Below are 21,516 nucleotides of genomic sequence, written 5' to 3' on the forward strand. Positions count from 1 at the left end.
CGGGAAACAAAGATCCCGTTACTGACCCTTGCTTTTAAACAACTTGCAAAACACACTATAAAGGAGGCGACGAACCAAGATAGTCCGCCGCCTCAAGATGGTTCATCCATCCATAGCTAAAAGGCCAGGGCGAACAACATATGCATTGTGCACGATATAACATGTTGCGATAAAGGCAACAGGCAACAAGTCGCAAGGTCGTGCGTACGATCTGGTCTGCTGGCTATGTATGGATCGACTGATATTAACAGCAGGAGTTTATCCATGCATACCGATAAAGAAAATCTATTTAGCGACATCACCGGAAGTCCAATAAATTTCCGTTTGCTGGCACTGCCGGAGGTCATGCGGCTGACAGGCCTTGGGCGTGCCACCATTTATAAATGGATGTCAGAGGGAAGATTTCCACAATCCCTGAAACTCGGAGGCAGCTCTGTCAGGTGGAGATCTGATGAAATGGAATATTGGATCTCCACACTACCTCGGCATTGAAGCAATGTCTTAGGCCAAAACGAAAGCGCGTCGCAATTCAGTCTATTCAAGCGACGCGCTTTATCTCTTCATATTTCAGCATGTCGTCGCCTTAGAACCGCCACGCACCTTTAAAAAAACACTTTAATTGATTTTGCCGAATATTCTTTGAGCTGATCGACGGCGACCAACAAGCAGATCTGATGCCGGCAGCATGCCATCAAGCAGCATGTCAGCCCATAATTGTGCAAGCTCCTGTCGACGCGCCATATGGCTTGCGCGATTGTATGCTGCTTCAACCTTATCGTCTTGTTTGTGTGCAAGCATCGCGTCGATAATAAAACGATCAGCTGGAAAATTATCGTTCATAATTGTAGAGAATGTTGCGCGCCATCCGTGAGGAACATGTCGGTGATGATATCCGGCCCGATTGAGAAGGTAACCCAGCGCATTTTCACTCATGGGCTTATGTGCATTTCGCGCATTGGGAAATACGTATGGCCCCTTACCTGTCAACAGGCGAACGGCCTTAAGCGTTTCGAGAGCCTGCCGTGACAAAGGCACCCGATGGTCGTTGCGATCATCGTTCTTCATCGCCTTCGTCATCTTCATACGTTCAGCAGGAATGGTCCAGACTGGATTGTCCTCATCAACATCTGCAAACTCACTCCATGGCGTTGCTGCCAATGACCCAGGCCGAACGGCGGTAAGAGCTAGCATACGCATTGCAAGTCGCGTGACAGGATGCGCTGTTTCACCATCTATTGCTTGAATGATTGCACGTGCCTCTTCGAGGGTGGCAGCAGCCGGATGACGGCCTTTCGTAATCGGCGCTAGCGCCTTCTGAACGATCGCCGCAGGATCAGAACTACCTTTTCCAATCGCAATAGCAAAAACAAAAACAGCTGACATACGCTGACGCACACGATGTGCTGTCTCAATCGCGGGGCGTTTTTCAATTTTTCGCAGAACGCTTAATACCTCCGGCGGTGTAATCTCATTAATTTGCATATCACCGAGATCGGGAAATACGTCGCGCGTCAATGTATGGATGACTTCATCTGCATGACGCTCACTCCACGAACTCTTCTGGAGATTAAACCATTCCCGGGCAATCGCTTCAAAGGTAGACGCTTCGTTAGGCCTCAATAGCTTTTGTTTCTTCTTGGCAGCAGACGGATCAATGCCTGATCGCAACAGCTTTCTGGCCTCTTCTCGATGTTGCCGAGCCTCCGCAAGCGAGACCTCAGGATACGGGCCGAAAGATATCATCTTTGCCTTGGTATCGAAACGATATCGATAACGCCAAACTTTTGAACCCGTCGGCATAATGAGGATCGAAAGTCCGTTCGAATCTGTTTGGTGATAGGACTTGTCTTTAGGTTTAGCTCTTTTGATTGCAGCATCTGTCAACATTTTCGGCCCTCTTGAGTTACACACATTAAGGCGCCGCGATATACGCTTTTTTCCGATCGCGTATACACATTATATACGCATTTTGACTGGCTTGCCGGATACGTACATGGAAGGACGCGGAGAGATATTCGGCATAAAAGCCCGTAATTGCAAGGTTTTTTTGATGGAGATGGAATTTCAAGGAAAGAGAAATGGCGGAGGGGGTGGGATTCGAACCCACGGTACAGTCTCCTGCACGCCGGTTTTCAAGACCGGTGCCTTAAACCGCTCGGCCACCCCTCCGCGTCTGCACGAAGCAGATATGAGAGCCTCTTTATCGTCATCAAACGGCAGCGTCAATCTGCCACTTACAGCTAAATAGCATTAAATCGTTGATAGACTTGCTCTCTAAATCAATGATGCATAAACTTGACCGCAACAGTCATAAAGAAATGGGAACTTATGAGCTTGGAATCGGTCAAAGCATTCTTTTCGGAGAACGCACCGGAAATCGATATTATTGAATTGCCGACCAGTACAGCGACAGTGGCACTTGCTGCTGAGGCGCATGGCGTGCAGCCAGGGCAAATCGCGAAGACATTATCGTTTGCAGCTAAAGACCAGACCATTCTCATCGTTACGCGTGGCGATGCGCGCATTGATAACCGCAAGTTTAAAGATCACTTCGGTAGTAAGCCGCGGATGCTGGACGCGGAAAGCGTCTTAGCCAAAACAAGCCATCCAGTCGGTGGAGTGTGTCCGTTTGGTTTACCAAACGCCCTGCCCGTTTATTGCGACTTGTCGCTCAAAACCTTTGAGGAGGTTGTACCCGCAGCAGGAGCAACGAACAGTGCTGTGAGAATCTCGCCGCAAAAAATGGCCGAGCTCGTTTCTGCTCAGTGGATTGATGTTTGTCAGTCAACCAACATCGACCCGGATACATGATCGCGATCACGTGGTGAAAAGAAGTATTTTTTTACCCTTTAAAGGTGATAAATCACTTCATATATTTTAAGAATAGTTCTAAAGTGGAATCGAAATAAACGCACGCGCTTGGCACATACGTTCAAAAGCTAACCGTCTACGGTTAACCCGCGGGGTATGTGACGTAACAAAAGCAAAGCTCTTGAATGGGAAAGCCCCATGAGAAAGTTTGAGGATGTGCTGAAAGGAATAATAAATGCGTCTTACTCGTCAGACGAATTATGCCATTCGCATGCTTATGTATTGTGCCGCCAATGACGGCAAATTGAGTCGTGTTCCGGAAATCGCCCGTGCTTATGGCGTATCCGAACTTTTTCTTTTTAAGATTTTGCAGCCGCTTGTTGAACACAAGCTGGTTGAGACCGTGCGAGGCCGAAACGGTGGTGTCCGCCTTGGACGCGTGGCAAAAGATATCTCCCTGTTCGACGTCGTACGCGTGACAGAAGAAAACTTCGCCATGGCTGAGTGTTTTGAAAACGACGCCACGGAATGCCCGCTCGTCGATAGCTGCGGTTTAAACTCAGCTCTGCGTGAGGCACTAAATGCATTCTTTGGCGTTTTGATGAAGTACAGTATCGACGACCTCGTAAAGGCTCGTCCGAATGTTCGTGCTTTGCTTGGCCTTGATGACGATCTTGAAGTTGAGCGCGTCGCCAGTTGATTTTCAACAATGAGCAGAATTGAAAAAGGCTGACAACCAACTTGGTTCTCAGCCTTTTATTTTTGCGCATTCGTTCACAGCGACACAGTGTAGGCCGATTGCGGTAACACAAACGGAACGCCCTCTGCAGGCGGAACACAGACCCGCAACGTGCATTCATAGACCCGTTCAAGCCGATCGTCAGTCAGAGCATCTTGCGGCGTTCCGATTGTATCGAGCCTCCCCTTATGCATGACGGCAATACTGTCGGCGAACATGGCGGTAAGATTGAGATCATGCAGAATGGCAATCACCCCACCCCCTTCCGCCGCAAAATCGCGTGCAATTTCCATCACCGTGATCTGATGTTTTATGTCGAGGCTGGAAATCGGTTCATCTAAAAACAAATAGCGGGGACTTCCATCCACCACAGGCTTCCACACCTGACACAAAACGCGGGCCAGCTGAACGCGTTGCTGTTCACCACCGGATAATTCCTGATAAAGCCGACCACTGAAGCCAGCGAGATCGACCTTTTCCAATGCACGATCAGGCAGTTTTTCCTGTTCAGGACCGGTCACGCCGCTAAATCCGCCTGTCAGACCGATATGTACGATTTCACGAACTGTAAACGGAAATGACAAGGCACTGGCTTGCGGAAGCACGGCACGACGTGCAGCCATGCGCCATGGCTTAATGCTGCTGAAATCCTCGCCATCGAGATAGGCAGATCCAGTATAAGCGATATCGCCCGACAGTGCGCGCAGCAATGTTGTCTTGCCCGAACCATTCGGACCAACGATAGCTGTCACCTTGCCGGGACGCGCAACAAAATTGACATTCTCAATGATCGACTTTTTGCCAATCGAAACGCTTAAGTTTTTGGTTTCAATCATCTCGTGCCTCACAGGTCGAGAACGCCGCGCTGACGCAGCAAGATCCAGAGGAAGAAGGGAGCACCACACACGGCTGTAATAATGCCGATTGGCAATTCAGCGGGCGCAACGATGGTGCGGCTGACCGCATCGGCCAGCAAAAGCATAATCGCGCCGAGCAACGCTGCCGCTGGCAACAAATAGCGATGATCAGGGCCAATGCTCAAACGCAGCATGTGCGGCACAACAATACCAATGAAGCCGATGCCACCCGATATTGCGACCGTTGCGCCAGTTGCAGCCGCCACGGTCACTATAGCCACATTTTTAATGCGCTGAACGGGAATACCAAGATGACCTGCAGCCGCCTCTCCCAGCGCGAGCGCATTTAAACCACGTGCAAGAAACGGTGTAGCAAACAGGACAACCATGATAATCGGGCCAGCTGTTCCGATCTTGCCCCACGTAGCACCCGCAAGCGAGCCAAGCCCCCAGAAGGTCAAATCACGCAACTGGCGATCATCGGAAATATAGACAAGAGCACCAGTCGCAGCGCCGGTCAGCGCGCCAAGCGCAATACCGGCCAGTAGCATTGTAGCGACAGACGTGCGACCGCGCCGCGTCGCAACGCGATAGAGAACAAGAGTCGTTATCAAACCGCCCACAAACGCAGCCAGTGGCAAAGCATAAAGACCAAGCAGCATGTAAAGTGGCGCAAGCGCTGTTCCGCCAAGAACGATCATCGAAACGGCACCCAAGCTGGCACCAGCCGAAACACCCACAAGGCCTGGATCAGCGAGTGGGTTGCGAAACAATCCCTGCATCACGGCACCAGAGACAGCAAGCGACGCGCCCACCAATATGCCTATGATGATGCGCGGCAAACGTATTTCCATGATGATCAGATGATCGCGCCTGAAGGCGTCAGCACTTTCCTGCGTGCCGAAAATATATTCGCGCAGAACAGTCAAAACTGATGCATCTGAAGCACCAGCAGTAAGACTGAAAAGCGCAGTCACGCAAAGGGCTATCGCAAGAACAACGATAGCAAGGCATGCACGGGCTGAACGATCACCGACATGATTATCGGCGGCTTGATCACGCACAACAAAGCCCCCAGGTTTTGCCGTGCGGTCATGGCTGGTCATTTCTATATGTCCTTATTACGCGTTTCCGCGATATGCCTGCCCGTATTTAAACGAAGCAGGCACAAGTTCTTAGTTTGCAGCCTGCTTGCCATAGAGCTTTTCAGACAATTCACGGCTGGCAGCACCAGTGCGTGGACCGAAGCCAAGCAAATAGAGTGAATCCATCTGAACAATGTTACCGCTGCGTCCCGCAGGGGAATTGGCCAAAGCAGGATTTTTCAGAAGGTCTTCTTTTTGAACGCTGTCTTTACCGATGTTCATCGTCAGGATCAGATCAGGCGCCGCCTTTTCAACGGCCTCGTCTGTCAACTGCTTATAACCTTGATATGAATCAATAGCATTTACACCGCCCGCAAGCGTAATTATGCCATTGGCACCAGTGCCCGTTCCAGACGCCATAATGCGTCCTTCCTGTGCAGACATGATGAAAAGCACACGCTTGCGCGGGTTCTGATCGGCCGAAATTTTCTCAGCGGCTTCCAGATCGCGCGAGACATTTGCTGCGAGTTCTTTGGCTTTATCTTCAAGACCAAGCGCTTTACCGACAGCATCAATCTTGGCAATAACCCCCTCGCCCGTAAAGGCTTCCGGAACCATAACAATAGGAACAGATGCTTTCTTGAGGACTTCTAGAGTTTCCGGCGGGCCACTGCCTTCCGACATCAAAATGCCGGTCGGATTGACCGAAAGAACACCTTCCGGTGAAAGACGGCGCATATAGCCAACATCAACCAGTTTACGCGCTTGCTCTGGATAGGTGCTGGTTTGGTCACGGGCGACAAGCTTATCGCCAGCGCCTAAAGCATAGACGATTTCAGTCACAGCACCACCGACGGAGACGATCCGTGATGTATCCGCAAATTTCTCAACTGTATCCGCTTTTGCAAACCCGCTAAAAGCAACGATCGTAGCGAGAACAGCCAAAACCGTATAGCGAGCCACGCGTAAACCAATCACTGACATGCTTGTACCCTTCACATGCATATTCCGGAAATGGAAACCATCTCCGGAACGCGCACTAAAAAAGCGACTTAAATCCTGCTGGAATTAAGCAGCCGACGATTGTGGCAAACGAGGAAGATTTTCTGCGACCGTTCGCCAATCGGCGAGTTCAGCCTCGCCTTCGTGACGCTCGCCAAAGAACTGAATAATCATTTCACCATTGGCATCGTAAGCTTCAAGCGAGGTGACGTGACCATCCTTCGTAGGCTTACGAACAACCCATGCATCAGCAATGTGATCCGCACGCAGATGAAGATGGAAAGTTGGATCAAGAACATTGAGCCATGGGCCCATGGTCTTAATTTCCGCAATCTTACCCGTGTGTATCTGAATGCAACCACGGCTTCCAACAAAGCACATGATCGGAATCTGTTCCTGCACCACATGGTTCATCATGGCTTCAACTGCTGAGAGATCAACGCGCCATGCGAAATCCTGACCGGCAAGATGCACGGCCTGATGTCGGTCGACGCCAAAATCTTTCAAAAGACCAATAAACTGGTGAACATCAGTCAGCGCACCCCAGCGTTCACGAAACGCATCGCCATCAACAGTTGAAACATCCGCTTTCTCAGCTTTGGCAGCAATTGGTTTTGTTTCAATCGCAGGTGTCTGATCATCAAGAAGCAACTCAGCGACAAGCTGCTCATAGGCTTCCAGATTAGATGTAGGGCGCAGATGTATCTTATGAACCGCTTCGCCCGAAGCATCAAAAAACTGAAGGCTACGACGAATATGTTCGCCATCCGGCTTTGCTACAGCAAAACCATGCACCCAATGCTTTGGGAAAATGCGAAGATCAATTTCTTTGCCGAGTGTCAGCGATGCATGTGGACCCCATATCGTTTTCTCGAATGGGCCAATCTTTTCATGCACAGCGCTTTCATTGCGCGTTAGCGCCATGACTTCGCCAAGCAAAGGCGCGTGTTTAAGCAGAGTTTCCACATCGGCACGGATGCGGCGGGCAGAAATTGAACTTTCAGCATCTGCACCTGTATATGCCGCAATAAAATCGGCTTCCGATATCCCGAGGCTTTGAGCAAAATCGCGTTCGCGCATTTTCGGGTTATCTGCCCGTGCCTTGAGAATTTGCTCCGGGGAGGGCTTGGTCTGGGTCGTCATCTTTTGTTGCCTACTTGTTAAGGATGAGCTTGCCTTGACGGGTGATTTTTAAACGATAGAGAGAGCCGCCATGCTCTATCGCCACTTCACGTGAGCCGTTGAACAACTCACGGCTGCCATAAGTTTTAAGCTGCGGTTCATAAGACTGTTCAGAAATGTGCGATTTAACCTGTCCTGTCGTATCAAGACGCGACTGGAGTTCGGGCATGCGGCTGGAGACGCGCTCACGCGGCAACCGCACCTGCATGTCGATATGGATTCGCCTGTTCATTTTGCTGCCTCTGCACCAGTTATGGAGCCGTTTTTGTTCACTGACTTGGCGCCAACAAAACATTAGTTGACATCGTAAGTCATGTTTAATAATCACTGCCTTACTGGATTAATCGAGTCAAGTTTAATTCTCTTTTTTCCAGAGCAAGCCCGAAGGTTCTCCTTCCAGCCAGCGCCACAACTTCCCTCGCGATGGGAAGAAAGTAACCTATCGAGATAATTCGTTTTCTCGCGCCTAATCGGCTGCGAGAATTTTCTGTGGCCTTCAGGAGAATTCGGGCAATGCGGGCAATAAACGGGGAACAAAAGCGGTCATTTTTGGCAAGCACAGCTATTGCTGTTGTTATTGCAGCTATGACGTCAGGTGCATACGCGCAGCAGCAGTCTGCAACGACGGATGCCGACAGCGTTAAGCTGAAAACAATTACCATTCAAAAAGCTACGGGCGCACAAAATTCTGCTGCCTCGGCAAATAAAGAAACCATCAATCGTGACACCATTGAACGTTTTGGCAGCACAAAAATTGATGACGTTCTGCGCGGAACCACACCTGGTGTATTTACATCGATCAACGCCTCCAACCCGGGCGTTGCTGTAAATATCCGCGGCTTTGAAGGCTCGGGACGCGTCAATATGTTGATTGATGGTGTTCCGCAGAATTATCGCAACTCAGATCATAGCTCTGCCGGCTATTCATATATTGATTCAAATTTGTTGGCAGATATTGACATTCAACGCGGCGCAATTACGACTGAACAGGGCGGCGCACTAGCAGGTAGCGTTAATTTCCGCACGCTCGGTGTAGACGATATTATTCTCGACGGAAAAGACAAAGGCGTATTAGGTCGCGCCTCTTGGGGCAGCAATGGTACCGGTTTTTCCGAAATGCTTGCTGGGGCTGCACGAGTAAATTCGGTTGGCCTTGCGGCAGCGATTAGTCGCCGCGATTCTAAGGATTATAAGAATGGCAATGGTGATACCGTCGATAAATCTGGCCAGGAACTGACCTCCGGACTCTTCAAAGCCGAGTTTGGCTTCGGCGAAGATCAAAAGCTGACACTGGGTGGCATTCTTTACAACAACCACTACGGTACATCTCAGGCTGGCTTCGGTGGTAGAGCAACCATCTATGACATGTTTGTCCAGAACAGGACTTTCTTCGCTCAGTATAATTATAATCCTAGTGATAATGACCTCTTAAACCTAAATGTAAATCTTTATCACAACACAACTCTCCAGAACTGGGGCGAAGGTACTGGTAGCTTCACGGGTCGTCAGGTCGCAGTCAAAACGACAGGGATGACTGCTTCAAATACATCGCAATTTTCATTTGGCGATGTTGCAGTTAGCTGGAAAAATGGCCTTGAGCTTAACCACGACAACGCGGCTGGTAACAGCGTTGGTGTGAACCCTGCTGATGCAAACTCAGATAAGGTTGCGGTTTTCACCGAAGCCACTTGGACTTATAACGCGCTTCAGGTCATCACCGGGCTACGTTATGATCACTTCAAGCTAAAGAGTGAAGATGATGGTATTTCCAACAGCGATGGCGAGCTCAGTCCGAAAGTAACAGTTGCTTATAATGTTACCGACTGGCTTCAGCCATACGTGACCTATTCCCATTCAATGCGCACCCCAACTCTACAAGAGACATTCTTGGGCGGCGTTGCACATGCTGGCGTTGGCTCGATGAAGGGCAATCCAAATCTACGTCCAGAAAAGCAGCACGGATGGGAATTTGGTGTTAACGTCGCTCAAGACGGTATTTTCACAGCTGAAGACGGCCTACGCATCAAAGCAAATCATTACACGTTGCGCGTAGAAGACTACATAACACTGGCAGCTGATTATAGTATGTTTGCCAACGTTGCGGGCACATCGACGGTAAAAGGTTTTGAACTCGACGCCCGTTACGATGCTGGATTTGCCTTTGCGGGTATTGCTTACACGCATACCAAATCAGAATTGCCGGAACAGAATTATCTCGGTGGCAACCAATTCCTTCCTGAGGATATTGTAACCGCTACAGGCGGTGCACGGTTCTTTGATCGTAAACTGGAAGCAGGAACTCGCGTTCAATATGTATCCAGCGGCAAAATGCTTGGTGGCGGAGAAAGCGAAGCTTACACGCTCGTTGATCTGTTTGCGAAATATAAGTTTACCGATACGTTGGACGTATCAGTTCAGGTTTTGAATGTGGCCGATAAAGCTTACACTCCAGCATTGAGTATTTATGGCAGTGGGCGTGGTCGTACATTCCTCGTCGCAACACAGCTCCAGTTCTAAAAAAAATCGGGAGGCTAAGCCTCCCGAACGTCAATCGTCGTGTCTACGAAGTCCACTCATATCTGACCGCTGTGGTGGTTTTCATATCCCGAGATACGACGCGGCGAGTGCAGTCCCTACCACTGCATTCGCCGGAACTTTATAAGGACGGAGCACAATAACGTGCAATTGTACTGCGACCAGTTTGTAGCCAATCCCTCTTAGCAAGAAAGGATCAGCAATGTTCATCGCAATGAACCGCTTCAAGGTAATCATCGGCAATGAAGTCGAATTTGAAACCGTTTGGCGCAGCCGTGACTCGCAATTGTCAGAGTTGCCGGGATTCGAAAGCTTTCATCTTTTGCGCGGCGCAACAAATGAAGAAGAAGGCTATACGCTTTATTCCTCGCACACCGTTTGGAAAACGCGCGAGGATTTCGTATTTTGGACGAAATCTGAACAGTTCCGCAACGCGCACCGCAATGCCGGTAACACAAAACCGCTTTATGCTGGCCCACCTCAGTTCGAGGGATTCGAAGCTGTTGAAGGCATTTAGACAGCCTTAGAAGGCAGTTTTCCACACGATGCGGCGAAATAGCGCATAAATTTAAAACAGGGCTAAAATTGCCCTGTTTTTCTTTCTATAAAAGTCTAATTCGTGTTTAAAGATGGGCGGTTAACTCATATTTAGAATAATTCTAAGTTATTGATTTTTAGAACGTTTCAAAAACATAAAATTTGACAGAATGGCTCATTTCCAGCCATAACCTGACTGAAACTGGTGGGTTTTTGAAGACTTACCTAAGACTACCTTTGATGTTCGGGCCTTTAACCCCTGCGATTGGAGGAACCTTTGTTCGGTTCAGAATGGCATATAGCCAATGGTGAAGTAAATTTGCGCCAGAATTCCGCAGATTTCAATGTTGATCACAACAACGAACAGAGAACCTCACTCCGTCTTGTGAATTTTTTACAATCACAGAGCATGGCAGATGCTGGAGTTACTTTTGAATGCTAGTCTGCAGCTGCAATGTTATTACGCAAAAAGATATTGAAGCCGTTGTCACACAACTTCTTGATGAGGATTGCTGGCGTTTAATTGTGCCTGGCACCGTCTTCAATGCCATATCCAAGAGTGGTCGTTGCTGTGGCTGCTTCCCAAATGTCGTAGAAACGATCATAAGGGTGACCGAAGAATATCATCTTCGTCACAACCAAATGGACGAAAACGTGATCCAGTTTATGGATCGTGTACGTTCTCTACGAGACAAATTCGGGAGTTCTTGGAATGAAAGGCGAACCAAAGGTCATCGAGCGGCTTAACGAGGCATTGTTTCTCGAACTGGGCGCTGTAAACCAGTATTGGTTGCACTATCGTCTGCTTAACGATTGGGGTTTCACGCGTCTTGCTAAGAAAGAACGCGAAGAATCTATCGAAGAAATGCAGCATGCGGACAAGATTATTGACCGCATCATTTTCCTTGAAGGCCACCCAAACCTTCAGACAGTTGCTCCGTTGCGTATGGGCCAGAATGTAAAGGAAGTTCTCGAAGCTGACCTTGCTGGTGAGTATGACGCGCGCGCTTCCTATAAGAAGTCACGCGAAATCTGTGACGAACTGGGCGATTATGTTTCCAAGCAGCTTTTTGATCAGCTTCTTGCCGATGAAGAAGGTCACATCGACTTCCTTGAAACGCAGCTGGAACTGCTCGGCAAGATTGGCGAAGAACGCTACGGCTTGCTCAATGCAGCACCTGCTGACGCAGCAGAATAAGCCGAATAAAATGGCAAAGAAAAGGGCGCCCGAAGCGCCCTTTTTTTATGCTTTGATTACAGCTTACTGCGGCAGCTTATCGTCTACGCCTTCGACGTAGAAGTTCAGGCCAAGCAACGTCTTATCGTCAGCCTGCTCGCCTTCTTTAAGCCAGACAGAGCCGTCCTGCTTCTTGATAGGGCCAGTGAATGGCTTGAATTCACCAGACTTGATCTTGGCTTCTGTTTCCTCAGCCATTTTCTTCACGTCGTCTGGCATGTTGGTGTAAGGCGCCATCTTAACGAGGCCTTCCTTCATGCCCCACCAGATGTTCTGGCTTTCCCATTTACCATCAAGCACAGCTTTCGCGCGGTCGATGTAGTATGGACCCCAATCATCAACGATTGCTGTGAGCTGGGTTTCTGGACCAAACTTGATCATGTCCGAAGCCTGACCAAATGCTTTGATACCACGCTCATGTGCAACCTGGATAGGAGCAGTCGAGTCAGTGTGCTGAGTCAGAATGTCAACGCCCTGATCAACGAGAGCCTTGGCAGCATCAGCTTCTTTACCCGGATCAAACCAAGAGTTTACCCAGATAACCTTGACCTTGAAATCAGGATTAACCGACTGTGCGCCGAGGACAAAGGAATTGATGCCCTGCACGACTTCTGGAACAGGCACAGAGGCAATATAACCTGCAACGCCCTTTTCCGACAGCTTCGCTGCGATCTGGCCCTGAATATAACGGCCTTCATAAAAACGCGCATTGTAAGCTGAAACATTGTCAGCGGTTTTGTAACCGGTGGCGTGTTCAAACTTTACGTCTGGATATTTGGCCGCAACCTTAATGGTTGGATCCATGTAACCGAAAGACGTCGTGAAGATCAGCTTGTTGCCTGCACGCGCAAGACGCTCGATCGAACGCTCGGCATCAGCACCTTCCGGCACGTTTTCGAGGAACGTCGTTTCGACCTTATCGCCGAGAGCTTCGATCATTTCCTTACGCGCAACGTCATGCTGATAAGTCCAGCCGAAGTCGCCCGGAGGTCCGATATAGATAAAGCCAACCTTCAGCTTGTCTTCTGCATGTGCCGCTCCGCCAAGCATAAAGCTGGCTGCGGTGGCAATCGCCAACAGCGTCTTTTTCATGTTCCCTGCACTCCTTGTTATCACCCTCAAAAGAAAATAGCAGACCGTGGGAGCCGGACTGCCATTCAGAACTCATATTTATCTATCCGGCACAAAAGGTCTGCCAAGCGATGCGGGTGTGTTCATCATCGTCAAACGTCTGTTGCGCGAGATGATGACCAAAACCACAATGGTCGCGATATAGGGCAACGCCGACAGGAACTGCGACGGCAGACCAAAACCAAGCGCTTGCGCGTGAAGCTGACCAATGGTCACGGCACCAAACAAATACGCACCAATCAACACGCGCCAAGGACGCCATGAAGCGAAAACCACAAGCGCAAGTGCAATCCAGCCACGCCCTGCGGACATGTTTTCAACCCATTGCGGCACATAAACCAGTGAAAGCTGCGCGCCCGCTAGACCAGCACAAGCGCCGCCAAACAGCACTGCGAGATAGCGCGTACGCACCACATGCACCCCAAGCGCATGGGCTGAGCCGTGATTGTCACCGATAGCGCGCAATTGCAGGCCGGCCCGCGTGCGGAACAGGAACCATGTCACGCCAATCACCAGCAATATGGATATATAAAAAATAGGATCCTGACCGAACAGGAAACGTCCGAAATAGGGAATATCGGTAAGATACGGAATACTGATTGCTTCAAGCCGAACACCGGGCATGCCGACGAAGCTTTCGCCAAGCATGGCTGATGCACCTATACCAAGAATGGTGAGTGCCAGACCCGTTGCAACCTGATTGGTAACAAGCGTGAGCGTGAGAAATGCGAATATGCCGGAAAATGCCATTCCGACAAAAATAGCGGCAATCATGCCGAGCCACGCCGAACCAGTAAACTGAGCCGCAGCAAAGCCAGACACTGCTCCCATCAGCATCATGCCCTCAACACCAAGGTTTAGGACACCGGAGCGTTCAACAACGAGCTCACCAATCGCTGCAATCAGCAAAGGTGTTGCAGCTGTCGCGATGGTGAGAAGGATTGCCTGTGTCAAATCCATTGATCAGGCCTTTCCTGCTGAGCGACCCGCCACAAAGCGGATGCGATAGTGAATGAGTGTGTCGCAAGCGAGCACGAAGAACAGGATCATGCCCTGAAACACCCGCGCAGACTTTTCAGATATACCGATGGAAACCTGTGCAGCTTCGCCACCCAGATACGAAAGTGCCAGCACGAAGCCTGCTGCAATCGCGCCAATCGGATTGAGCCTGCCGAGGAAGGCAACAATAATGGCCGTAAATCCATATCCCGGTGAGATCACAGGGCGAAGTTGGCCAATAGCGCCCGATGTTTCAGCAATACCCGCGAGACCAGCTAACGCGCCTGAAACTGCGAAAACGAAAAACACAAGCTTGCCACGACTAAAGCCAGCAAAACGTCCTGCCCGAGGGCTTTGGCCGATGACTTTGATTTCAAAGCCTTTCAGCGTTTTAGCAAGCAAAAACCAAACGACGATTGCGGCAACGATGGCAAAGATGAAGCCCCAATGTGCTCGGCCCGATGCGCTCCAGATTTCTGGCAGTACGGCGCTTGCATTAAACTGACGTGTTTCCGGGAAGTTATAGCCTTCCGGGTTGCGCCAAGGTCCGCGCACCAACCAGTCGAGAAAAAGCTGCGCCACATACACGAGCATCAGACTGGTCAGGATTTCATTGGTATTAAAGCGGACTTTCAGCAAAGCCGGGATCGACGCATATGCGGCGCCACCAGCCATGCCCATTAACATCATTAAAGGCAGAACGATCCACATCTGCAAATCAGGAAACATCACTGGCAAAATTGAGCCCGTGACTGCACCAATGATGAACTGGCCTTCGGCTCCAATATTCCAGTTGTTAGACTGGAAACAGACGCAAAGCCCAACAGCAATCAGAATGAGCGGTGTCGCCTTCACCAGCAACTCATGCCACGACCAAACGTCGAATAACGGTTCGACGAAAAACACATAAAGTGCATGAAACGGATATTTGCCCATCAACGCGAAGGCAACACCACCAAAAACTAAGGTCAGCGCTAAGGCCAGTAACGGTGAGATAGCACTAAAAATCTTCGATGGCTGCGGGCGCTTTACCAGTTCAATACGCATCACGCTGCCCCCACCTGATCCGAGCCGGAAACGCCGCCCATCAGCAGTCCAATCTTTTCCAGCGTTACGTCTGCGATAGGCATTGGATCGGAAAGCGCACCATGGTTCATGACTGCAATACGGTCACTGATTTCAAGCAGTTCATCTAAATCCTGACTAATGACAAGAACCGCTGAACCAGAGCGTGCAAGATCAACGAGCGCTTGGCGAATATGCGCCGCAGCACCCGCATCCACACCCCATGTCGGCTGGTTCACAATCATCACCGTTGGAGAGCGATCCAGCTCGCGTCCGATAATGAACTTCTGCAAGTTGCCACCAGACAAGGCAGAAGCAGGCGGGTTTTCCGCACTCTTGCGCACATCCATCGTCTTGACGATGCGCTGTGCAGCGGAGCGCAGCGCGCTTTCAGCAATGAGCTTCAGCTTGCCTCCGCGCATGAAGGCTTTGGCATCAGTTTTATAACGCGAAAGGAAAAGATTATCGGTCAATGAGAGAGCCGGAACAGCACCATGTCCCAAACGTTCTTCCGGCACAAAGGCAGCGCCCATCATTCGGCGTTCGCTGATGCCGAGCTTGCCTGCATCAGTACCACGAATGCGCACAGCAGATGCAGATGATTGCAAAACCTCGCCGGAAATAGCTTCAAAGAACTCGCCTTGACCATTACCGGCAACGCCTGCAACACCGACGACTTCTCCAGCTTTGATGCCAAGCGAAATGTCGTTGAGTGCAGTTGAGAACGGGCCGCGCGGCGCTTGCGACAGATTTCTTATCTCAAAAAGCGGTGATGCTTGTTGTTCAACAGCTTCAATCGGACTGCGCGCCACGACTTTAATGTCATTGCCAACCATCATGCGGGCCAGTGACGCCGCTGTTTCCCGTCGCGGATCACAATGCGCAACGACTTTGCCATGACGCAGCACTGTGGCGCGATCACAAAGCCGCTTCACCTCTTCGAGGCGATGACTGATATAAAGGATCGACTTGCCTTCCGCCTTCAGACGCTCTAGCGTTTCAAACAGGCGATCAGCTTCCTGTGGTGTCAGAACCGATGTGGGTTCATCAAGGATAATGAGGTCCGGCTCCTGCAACAAACAGCGGACAATCTCAATGCGTTGACGTTCACCGACAGAAAGATCGCCGACATGGGCTTGCGGATCAATGGGAAGACCATAAGCTTGCCCCACATCGCGCGCTCGTTTTGCCACTTCAGAAAGCGACAAAGAGCCGTCCAAAGAAAGCGCAATATTCTCAGCAGCCGTCAGCGAGTCAAATAGTGAAAAGTGCTGGAAAACCATACCAATGCCAAGTTTCCTTGCCATTGCGGGTTCAGTAATCGTAACGCGCTCACCCTTCCAGACGATTTCGCCTTCAAGTGGCTGTAGCGCACCAAACAGCATTTTTACAAAGGTCGATTTGCCTGCACCATTTTCACCCAAAAGCGCGTGAATTTCGCCTTCCGCGATAACGAGATCGACGGCGTCGCAGGCCCGAAGCTGACCAAATACTTTGGTTAGCCGGCGGACATCCAAAAGAGGTCGGTCGGTTGAAGGCGTTGACATTGTTCCCCGAGCTTATTTTTGGATAACCTTATCCAGCAAGATCACACTTGAAAAGCTAAAAAGAAAACGGCGGAGGACATATGCACACCGCCGTTAGGTTTCTGAACTTACAATGACTATGGAAGCAATATACTCGCACCCGTTGTCTTACGAGCTTCGAGGTCTTCATGGGCCTTACGCACATCTTTCAGCGCATAAGACTGGTTGATTTCGATCTTGACGGCACCACTGGCAACCACGTCAAACAAATCCTTGGCTGCCTTTTCAAGATCAGCGCGCTTTGCCACATAATTGAACAGCGTCGGACGAGTCGCGAAGAGTGAACCTTTTTGCGCCAATAGGTTAAGATCAAAAGCAGGAATGACCCCGGATGACTGACCGAAACAGGCAAACATGCCAAGCGGTTTCAGCACATCAAGCGATCCCATATAGGTATCGCGGCCAACTGAGTCATAGACGACATCCACGCCCTCGCCGCCGGTCAGTTCTCGAACGCGCTCAACAAAGTTTTCCGTACGGTAATTAATCACATGGTCATAGCCATGCGCTTTAGCCAGCGTGACTTTCTCCTCGGAACCGGCAGTCCCAATAACTGTCGCACCTAGATGCTTTGCCCATTGCCCCGCAATCAGCCCCACGCCACCCGCTGCGGCATGGAAGAGAATTGTATTCCCCGGCTTCACAACGAAAGTCTGGCGCAGAAGATACTGCGCCGTCATGCCTTTCAGCATCATTGCGGCAGCAGTTTTTAAGTCAATGCCATCCGGCACTTTGACGAGCCTGTCAGCAGAAAGAATGCGCTCATCTGCATAAGAGCCCGGCGTGGCCGCATAGGCAACGCGATCACCCAATTTCAGATTTTCAACGCCGGAGCCGACGGCAACAACAGTGCCTGCGCCTTCGTTGCCGGGCGTGAACGGCATCTGAGCCGCCTTATAAAGTCCTGTGCGGAAATATACATCAATGAAATTAAGCCCAACCGCCTCATGGCGTACCTTAACTTCGCCAGCGCCCGGTTCACCAATCTCAATCTGTTCGTATTGCAGAACTTCTGGCCCGCCGGTTTGATGAACCCGAATAGCATTGATCATGATCTAGCCTCTCTTCTTCGCTTCAGCAGCTTGTTCAGCCGCAATAACAGCAGCAGTACGACCCAGATTAGGGAAGAACTGCATGATTGCTCCGATGAAGTAGATGTAAAGTCCCGTCACTGTGATGCCGACGCGCACCCAAAGCGGTGCATCAAGCGTGTAATAGAGGCCTAAAGCACCAAAGGCACACCACACTAAAAAGATCGTCAGATTAAGCGGGCGCAGACGTACCACGCGCACCGGGTGCAAGAAACTGATTGGCAAGAACGAAAGAATTGCCGACAGAACAACGATAGCAAAAGCCTCCCATTCGCCCGGACGGACGATGAAAAGCGTAAACACCACCATATTCCATACAACAGGAAACCCCTTGAAGAAGTTTTCCTTCGTCTTCATGCCCGTATCAGCATAATAAATTGCGCTGGTGATAACGATGATCGCGCCGGATATGAATGACAGGTTGGTCCCCATGAACCCGCTTTGATAAAGTGCAAAGGCAGGTATTAGGACGTAAGTGACATAATCGATGATGTTATCAAGCAGTTCGCCTGACCAGTTCGGCAGCACATACTTGACTTCAAGCTTACGGGCGATCGGCCCATCAATGCCATCCACGAACAGCGCCAATCCCAACCACCACCACATGGCAGTGTAACGACCATCGCTCGCAGCGACGATAGACAAAAAGGCCAGAAATGATCCTGATGCAGTCAGCAGATGCACGGAAAATGCCTTAGCCTGCGGCGCCGTCACTTTCTTGGCTTTTAATTTTCCGGTCAATTTGCTTTTCACGCTGTTCGCCATTTCTCTTGATCGCCATCCCACGCGCTAAAACAACATGAGGGGGCACATAAGACTTTCAAGCACAAAGCAATCGAAAGCCATACTCCGTTAAAAAAGCTTTCCCCGAATAAGGCCAAAAGCGCAAGTAAGTCATGAGACAAAACCGCCCTCATTCCACCAAAGATTGGGTTTTAGTGGTCGCGGCGATGGCGTTCGACGCTCACTTGGGATTAAATGAAGATAAATACGACGCGATAAGAATCGCTTTGGACCGAAGCTTTTCGGTCAGGGATAGAGCATTATGAATGATCTAATTGTCGATAAGCCCCTCACTGAAATCACGGTCACCGGTGGCGGCCCTGCCGGAATGATGGCGGCACTTGCACTGAGCGCCAAAGGCTATCGCACGGCATTGCTTGGCCCTGAAACAGACATAAATGACCGCCGTACAACGGCACTCATGATGCCGGCTATCCGCTTTCTTGAAGAGATCGGCGTGTGGGAAGATATCGCTCCGGTCGCTGCTCCGCTCGCATCGATGCGTATCGTCGATGCCACAAAGCGGCTTATTCGCAGCCCTACGGTCACATTTCGCGCGGGCGAAATTGATGAAGTTGCCTTCGGCTATAACATTCCCAACGCTGCCTTGAACCAGAAGCTCTCTGACGCTGTTGCGAGAAATGCGAATATCACGCGGATAACGAACACGGCGATTGAATATCGCAACAACGACGATCATATCACCATCACGCTTGCAGGTGGAAATACACTGCATACGCGATTAGTCGTCGCCGCTGACGGGCGAAATTCTGCGGCACGCGAAGCTGCAGCTATCCGTACTCGCCGCTGGAGCTACCCGCAGACAGCGGTCGTGCTTTCTTTTGCACATGAAATCGAACACGAAAATATCTCGACCGAGTTTCATACTGAAGAGGGTCCATTCACGCAGGTTCCGCTCAAGGAGAAACGCTCTAGCCTCGTCTGGGTCGTCAACCCTGAGCGGGCAGAAGCACTGCTCGCGCTGGATGAGAGCACCCTTGCTCAACGTATTGAAGACATGATGCAATTCATGCTTGGCAAGATCACAATTGATATTCAGCCTCAAGCGTGGTCACTATCCGGTATGGTGCCTTTATCATTTGCGGCAAAGCGTACCATTCTGATCGGTGAAGCGGCCCATGTCTTTCCACCTATCGGCGCGCAAGGACTTAATCTTGGAACGCGCGATGTCGAGATGCTCGTTAAGGCCATTGCAAGTGACCCTTCTGATCCCGGTTCAGATCGCGTAATCCGCACTTATGATCGCGGCCGTCGCCCTGATATTCTGGCACGCACTGGTTCAGTGGACGCACTGAATCGTTCGCTGTTATCTGCCATGCTACCCGCTCAAATTGTGCGCGGTGTAGGCTTGGAGATGCTGCGTTCATTTGCACCCCTGCGTGCGTTCTTCATGCGCGAAGGCCTACGACCCGGCAGTGGATTTTCTAAATTTCTACCAAAATTTCCGAAACTATCGGATCGCGGAAGCCAGGCAAAAAATTAGCGGATCACGTTAAAATTCGATCCTGAAATCTCCCGCAGCTTTATTTTCGCCAGCGGTGAACTACATATGTCTTATGAGTATGGCACAGATTAAACACGCTAAGTTTCAGATCGGGCAGGTTGTCAAACATCGTCTGTTTCCCTTCCGCGGCATTATTTTCGATGTGGACCCGGAATTTGCGAACACGGAGGAATGGTACGAATCCATTCCGGAGGAAACGCGTCCGCACCGCGACCAGCCTTTCTATCACTTGCTGGCTGAAAATTCTGAGGCCGAATATACAGCCTATGTTTCTGAGCAAAATCTTGTTCCGGACTTCAGTGATGAACCTCTGCGGCACTCGCAAATTAGCGAAATGTTCGAAAGACTCGAAAACGGCTCCTATCGTGTGAAGCTGCACGCAAACTGAGACACATGAAAAACCGGCAACAAAAAGGGCGCTCAAAGCGCCCTTTTTAGTTCTCGCAGATAGCGCTGCTTAATTTGCTGCGCCTTTTGCCTTGGCCTGTTCAGCCTTCATCTTTTCTTCGAATTCCTTCTGGCGCTTTGCAACAGCGTCCTGAAGTTCCTTCTGGCGTTCTTCAAGTTCAGACTGCTTAAGGCCTGGGCCGGTAAGAGCCGCTGAGAAGCCTGTCAGAGCCACTGGAATTGGGTTCTGCTTATTCTGATAGTTGACAGATGTCAGCGTGACCTTGCTGCCCTTCTTGAGCGCGTTGATCAGTTCATCCGAAAGCGGAGCTTCGGCAATGCAGCGATCTGGGAAGCAGATGCCATATTCGAGCTTGGTGGGCTTGTTGTTGTCGATCTGCAGACCAACGCCAGCAGGAATCAGTCGGCCGATTGGCACAGTAACCTGAAAAATCTTACGGTTGATCTTACCCTTGATCTCGATGAGGTTGACAGCGGTCAGCAACTGGCCGGAGTCAGCAGTGATAATGTTCTGCGTGTTGCAGATGTCATTGTCTTCCTGCTTCGAGCAAACTTTGAACCAGCCCTGTGGCGGCTGCTGCTGTGCGGCTGCAGGCATCGTCGCAGAAGCAAGCAGGGCGAACGCGCCAGCAAATGCGGATGCGGCAGCGATTGTCTTCGTGCTGGTCATGATCAACAGTTTCCTTCCAAGGCTTTGATCTTCCGGTCTCTGGTTTGAGTCAGCGATAGACCGTCACTGATTTGAAAATGCGGCAACAGCGTGACCTCTGGAATTTATCATCCCAATCCGATGGCCGTGTTACAACGACTTCTCACATGAATCCAGATGGTCGTATGCAATCAAAGAGCAAAATACGACATATTTTTTGTTTTAATCTGCACTGTCACGCGCCAGACACGCTCTTAATCCGCACAAGTTCAAGGTTCATGCTAATTTCGCCAT

Annotated in this window: 22 protein-coding genes and 1 tRNA gene; 9 read left to right on the plus strand and 14 right to left on the minus strand. The window is 50.3% G+C overall.

Annotated features, from left to right (window positions below; all coding sequences use genetic code 11):
- The first annotated feature begins 264 nt into the window (after window positions 1-264).
- Window positions 265-492 (plus strand): AlpA family transcriptional regulator, encoded by a 228-nt coding sequence (locus RI570_RS17020; protein ID WP_313829817.1) that lies wholly within the window; start codon window positions 265-267, stop codon window positions 490-492.
- Between the two features lie 123 nt (window positions 493-615).
- Here RI570_RS17020 and RI570_RS17025 read toward each other — a convergent pair whose 3' ends face one another.
- Both RI570_RS17025 and RI570_RS17030 read right to left on the minus strand, forming a co-directional pair.
- Window positions 616-1,887, minus strand: a complete 1,272-nt coding sequence (locus RI570_RS17025; protein WP_313829819.1) for a tyrosine-type recombinase/integrase — start codon at window positions 1,885-1,887, stop codon at window positions 616-618.
- 192 nt (window positions 1,888-2,079) lie between these two features.
- A tRNA-Ser gene (locus RI570_RS17030) sits at window positions 2,080-2,169 on the minus strand.
- Window positions 2,170-2,328: 159 nt separating this feature from the next.
- On the opposite strand from RI570_RS17030, the gene RI570_RS17035 reads away from it, so the two are divergent.
- A complete protein-coding gene (locus tag RI570_RS17035) occupies window positions 2,329-2,811 on the plus strand; it encodes a YbaK/EbsC family protein (RefSeq protein ID WP_313830080.1) in 483 nt (160 codons plus the stop codon).
- A gap of 235 nt (window positions 2,812-3,046) precedes the next feature.
- Window positions 3,047-3,511, plus strand: a complete 465-nt coding sequence (rirA, locus tag RI570_RS17040; RefSeq protein ID WP_313829821.1) for an iron-responsive transcriptional regulator RirA — start codon at window positions 3,047-3,049, stop codon at window positions 3,509-3,511.
- A gap of 74 nt (window positions 3,512-3,585) precedes the next feature.
- Here rirA and RI570_RS17045 read toward each other — a convergent pair whose 3' ends face one another.
- From RI570_RS17045 to hemP, 5 genes are all read right to left on the minus strand, one after another.
- Window positions 3,586-4,386: a heme ABC transporter ATP-binding protein gene (locus RI570_RS17045; RefSeq protein WP_313829822.1), complete on the minus strand. Its 801-nt coding sequence runs from the start codon at window positions 4,384-4,386 to the stop codon at window positions 3,586-3,588.
- A gap of 8 nt (window positions 4,387-4,394) precedes the next feature.
- Window positions 4,395-5,513 carry an iron ABC transporter permease gene (locus RI570_RS17050; protein WP_313829823.1) on the minus strand — a complete coding sequence of 373 codons (1,119 nt, stop codon included), beginning with the start codon at window positions 5,511-5,513 and terminating at the stop codon, window positions 4,395-4,397.
- A 69-nt stretch (window positions 5,514-5,582) separates the two neighbouring features.
- A complete protein-coding gene (locus RI570_RS17055; RefSeq protein WP_313829824.1) occupies window positions 5,583-6,476 on the minus strand; it encodes an ABC transporter substrate-binding protein in 894 nt (297 codons plus the stop codon).
- Window positions 6,477-6,560: 84 nt separating this feature from the next.
- Complete coding sequence (locus tag RI570_RS17060) at window positions 6,561-7,637, minus strand: hemin-degrading factor (protein ID WP_313829826.1); 1,077 nt, start codon at window positions 7,635-7,637, stop codon at window positions 6,561-6,563.
- A 10-nt stretch (window positions 7,638-7,647) separates the two neighbouring features.
- On the minus strand, window positions 7,648-7,908 hold the full coding sequence (gene hemP, locus RI570_RS17065; protein ID WP_313829827.1) for a hemin uptake protein HemP: 261 nt from the start codon (window positions 7,906-7,908) through the stop codon (window positions 7,648-7,650).
- 281 nt (window positions 7,909-8,189) lie between these two features.
- Here hemP and RI570_RS17070 point away from each other — a divergent pair, with 281 nt between their 5' ends.
- From RI570_RS17070 to bfr, 4 genes are all read left to right on the plus strand, one after another.
- Entirely contained in the window at window positions 8,190-10,193 is a 2,004-nt protein-coding gene (locus RI570_RS17070; RefSeq protein WP_313829828.1) for a TonB-dependent receptor domain-containing protein, read from the plus strand.
- Between the two features lie 220 nt (window positions 10,194-10,413).
- The gene (locus RI570_RS17075; protein ID WP_313829830.1) at window positions 10,414-10,728 is read left to right on the plus strand and encodes an antibiotic biosynthesis monooxygenase; all 315 of its coding nucleotides are present in this window, start codon (window positions 10,414-10,416) and stop codon (window positions 10,726-10,728) included.
- Between the two features lie 455 nt (window positions 10,729-11,183).
- A complete protein-coding gene (locus RI570_RS17080) occupies window positions 11,184-11,495 on the plus strand; it encodes a (2Fe-2S)-binding protein (RefSeq protein ID WP_313829832.1) in 312 nt (103 codons plus the stop codon).
- A complete protein-coding gene (bfr, locus tag RI570_RS17085) occupies window positions 11,461-11,946 on the plus strand; it encodes a bacterioferritin (protein ID WP_313829834.1) in 486 nt (161 codons plus the stop codon). Before RI570_RS17080 ends, bfr begins: the two co-directional genes overlap by 35 nt.
- 63 nt (window positions 11,947-12,009) lie before the next feature.
- Here bfr and RI570_RS17090 read toward each other — a convergent pair whose 3' ends face one another.
- The 6 genes from RI570_RS17090 to pcsA form a co-directional block, all read right to left on the minus strand.
- A complete protein-coding gene (locus tag RI570_RS17090; RefSeq protein ID WP_313829835.1) occupies window positions 12,010-13,077 on the minus strand; it encodes a BMP family ABC transporter substrate-binding protein in 1,068 nt (355 codons plus the stop codon).
- Between the two features lie 78 nt (window positions 13,078-13,155).
- Window positions 13,156-14,076, minus strand: coding sequence for an ABC transporter permease (locus RI570_RS17095; protein WP_313829836.1), 921 nt, complete (start codon window positions 14,074-14,076; stop codon window positions 13,156-13,158).
- 3 nt (window positions 14,077-14,079) lie between these two features.
- The gene (locus RI570_RS17100; RefSeq protein WP_313829838.1) at window positions 14,080-15,162 is read right to left on the minus strand and encodes an ABC transporter permease; all 1,083 of its coding nucleotides are present in this window, start codon (window positions 15,160-15,162) and stop codon (window positions 14,080-14,082) included.
- A complete protein-coding gene (locus RI570_RS17105; RefSeq protein ID WP_313829839.1) occupies window positions 15,162-16,727 on the minus strand; it encodes an ABC transporter ATP-binding protein in 1,566 nt (521 codons plus the stop codon). Before RI570_RS17105 ends, RI570_RS17100 begins: the two co-directional genes overlap by 1 nt.
- Before the next feature lie 116 nt (window positions 16,728-16,843).
- Window positions 16,844-17,818: a quinone oxidoreductase gene (locus tag RI570_RS17110; RefSeq protein WP_313829840.1), complete on the minus strand. Its 975-nt coding sequence runs from the start codon at window positions 17,816-17,818 to the stop codon at window positions 16,844-16,846.
- A gap of 3 nt (window positions 17,819-17,821) precedes the next feature.
- Complete coding sequence (gene pcsA, locus RI570_RS17115) at window positions 17,822-18,622, minus strand: phosphatidylcholine synthase (RefSeq protein WP_313829842.1); 801 nt, start codon at window positions 18,620-18,622, stop codon at window positions 17,822-17,824.
- A gap of 280 nt (window positions 18,623-18,902) precedes the next feature.
- On the opposite strand from pcsA, the gene RI570_RS17120 reads away from it, so the two are divergent.
- A complete protein-coding gene (locus RI570_RS17120) occupies window positions 18,903-20,144 on the plus strand; it encodes a UbiH/UbiF family hydroxylase (protein WP_313829844.1) in 1,242 nt (413 codons plus the stop codon).
- A gap of 73 nt (window positions 20,145-20,217) precedes the next feature.
- Window positions 20,218-20,553 (plus strand): heat shock protein HspQ, encoded by a 336-nt coding sequence (gene hspQ / locus RI570_RS17125; RefSeq protein WP_313829845.1) that lies wholly within the window; start codon window positions 20,218-20,220, stop codon window positions 20,551-20,553.
- Window positions 20,554-20,622: 69 nt separating this feature from the next.
- Here hspQ and RI570_RS17130 read toward each other — a convergent pair whose 3' ends face one another.
- A complete protein-coding gene (locus RI570_RS17130; RefSeq protein WP_187546953.1) occupies window positions 20,623-21,243 on the minus strand; it encodes an invasion associated locus B family protein in 621 nt (206 codons plus the stop codon).
- Window positions 21,244-21,516: the final 273 nt, after the last annotated feature.

The sequence above is a fragment of the Brucella pseudogrignonensis genome, assembly GCF_032190615.1.
GTDB classification, from domain to species: domain Bacteria; phylum Pseudomonadota; class Alphaproteobacteria; order Rhizobiales; family Rhizobiaceae; genus Brucella; species Brucella pseudogrignonensis_B.